This window comes from Streptococcus orisratti DSM 15617 (assembly GCF_000380105.1).
Taxonomy (GTDB): domain Bacteria; phylum Bacillota; class Bacilli; order Lactobacillales; family Streptococcaceae; genus Streptococcus; species Streptococcus orisratti.
In genome coordinates this window covers 1-1,740 of record NZ_KB904531.1, presented here as the reverse complement: position 1 = coordinate 1,740, position 1,740 = coordinate 1, and the positions used below count along the sequence as shown (strand labels likewise).

The 1,740-nt window shown below is 39.1% G+C and carries 3 protein-coding genes; all 3 read left to right on the top strand.

Annotated features, from left to right (window positions below; genetic code table 11):
- On the top strand, positions 1-858 hold an 858-nt coding region (locus A3I7_RS14680; protein ID WP_018376953.1), incomplete at its 5' end, for a DNA/RNA non-specific endonuclease.
- A gap of 5 nt (positions 859-863) precedes the next feature.
- Complete coding sequence (locus tag A3I7_RS0111855; RefSeq protein WP_018376952.1) at positions 864-1,343, top strand: immunity protein YezG family protein; 480 nt, start codon at positions 864-866, stop codon at positions 1,341-1,343.
- Between the two features lie 176 nt (positions 1,344-1,519).
- On the top strand, positions 1,520-1,740 hold a 221-nt coding region (locus A3I7_RS12955), incomplete at its 3' end, for a hypothetical protein (protein WP_033418880.1).

The following is a 1,740-nucleotide window of genomic DNA, read 5'->3' as shown; positions in this document are numbered from 1 at the left end:
GGGGATGACTTAACCGCAGCCAATCAGCTCAAAACCTTCAACCAAGGCCTTAAGGAATTTAGCCAAGCTGCCAAGGCCAGCCTTTCCAAAGAGGCCCTTGAAGATCTGGGAGAAAACCTTCGCAACCTGACTTTCCAAGTACCAAGTCAAGAGTTGGCTCTAGAGAGTGCAGGAACAACTGGAAAAATCAAGAGCGTGGGTGAGTTTCTTGACAATGCCAAAGTCAATGTCCAGCGGTTCAGCACTAGCACTAGTGATGATGTGGCTAAGGTCAGCGGAAAACTGGATGAGGTTGGGAATGTTGAAAGTAAGGTTGGCAGTGCTGCAGATGAGGGGACGAAGATAATAGAAAAGCTTAAGAGAGAGGTACCAGTTGGACAGCAAATTGAAAAGGGATTGTACGGTAGGAAGCAGTTATTGCCCGAAGTTAAGTTTACAACTGAAAATGGCTATAAGTATGAGACAGATAATCTTAGACGAATTGAGTCAGTCGAAGTAAACGAGTTGAAATTGAAACATGGAACACGTAACCAGTATAGTCAGCGTATGGTGGGTGGACTCGACCGTTTGCCAGATGATGATGGTGGTCATTTGATTGCGACAATGTTCAATGGATCGGGAGATATTGATAATCTTGTTGCTATGAATAAAGATATCAACCGTAATGGAGGAGTTTGGTACGAAATAGAGCAAGAGTGGAAAAATGCTTTGCAAGAGATACCACCTAAAAAAGTTTCTGTAAGTATTGAACCTATTTATAAAGGTGAGTCACTTCGCCCAATACAATTTGAAGTTAACTACTCTATTGAAGGACAAAGATCTGTAGAAATAACTATAAAAAACAAACCTGGAGGATAAAAAATATGTTTAATGAATTAAATGCTCTTTATAAAGAGGTTGCACAACTAGTAAATGATATGATTCCTGATAAATGGGATAAATTCGTTCTTAATGCAGAAATGGATAAAACAGGGAGTGGAACAGTCTATTTTTTCTTTAAACATCAGGATAAGGTTTCTTATTCTTTAGAAATTCCAGCTGAATATAGAATTGATAGGAAAGTTTTTAAAAAACTTAACCGTGAGTTGTATGACCTAGTGTGGAAAATCAAACAGATATTTTTAAAAGAGAATTTTGGTGATTGGTTTAGCATGATATTGCAAGTAGATGAGAATCAAGAAATGAGAATAGATTTTGATTATACAGATTGGTTCAATACAGAATATGGTCCCTCTTCAAGAATAGACTTTGTGGAGTATAAATATTTTGATAAGAAGCCATCGAATGATAAAGAAGCAAAACTACTAGAAGAAATGGAAGCTTTCCAAGCTGCCTCCAAATAATATAAATCTATTTCTTCACACAATCTGACGTATTCAATGCCTTTTCATCATTATTTCACATCAGTTTAACCAGACAACTTTTCCCAGAAGGTGTTCAAAATAGGTCTCAACGGCACAACTCTTTGGCACTGCCCCCCTGCCAAAAGAGTTGTAAATAGTCTGCTACTTTAGTAGACTTGATTACTGTTGCCCCCAACAGTGGTTGCTCTGCTATTTCAAAAATAAGTGATGATATCAGAGCTCATCCCAATCCCTTGAATCGGGCGAGTGCTGGTTTTCTAAAAGGGGCTGTTGAGTTAGTTAGTGGGCTGGCTGAAGGCGGGGTCAATCTGACTCAAGTCGGTCTTGAAGAACTGGAAGTTTTCGGAGACATGCTTCAAGGCAACAAGCCGAGCCA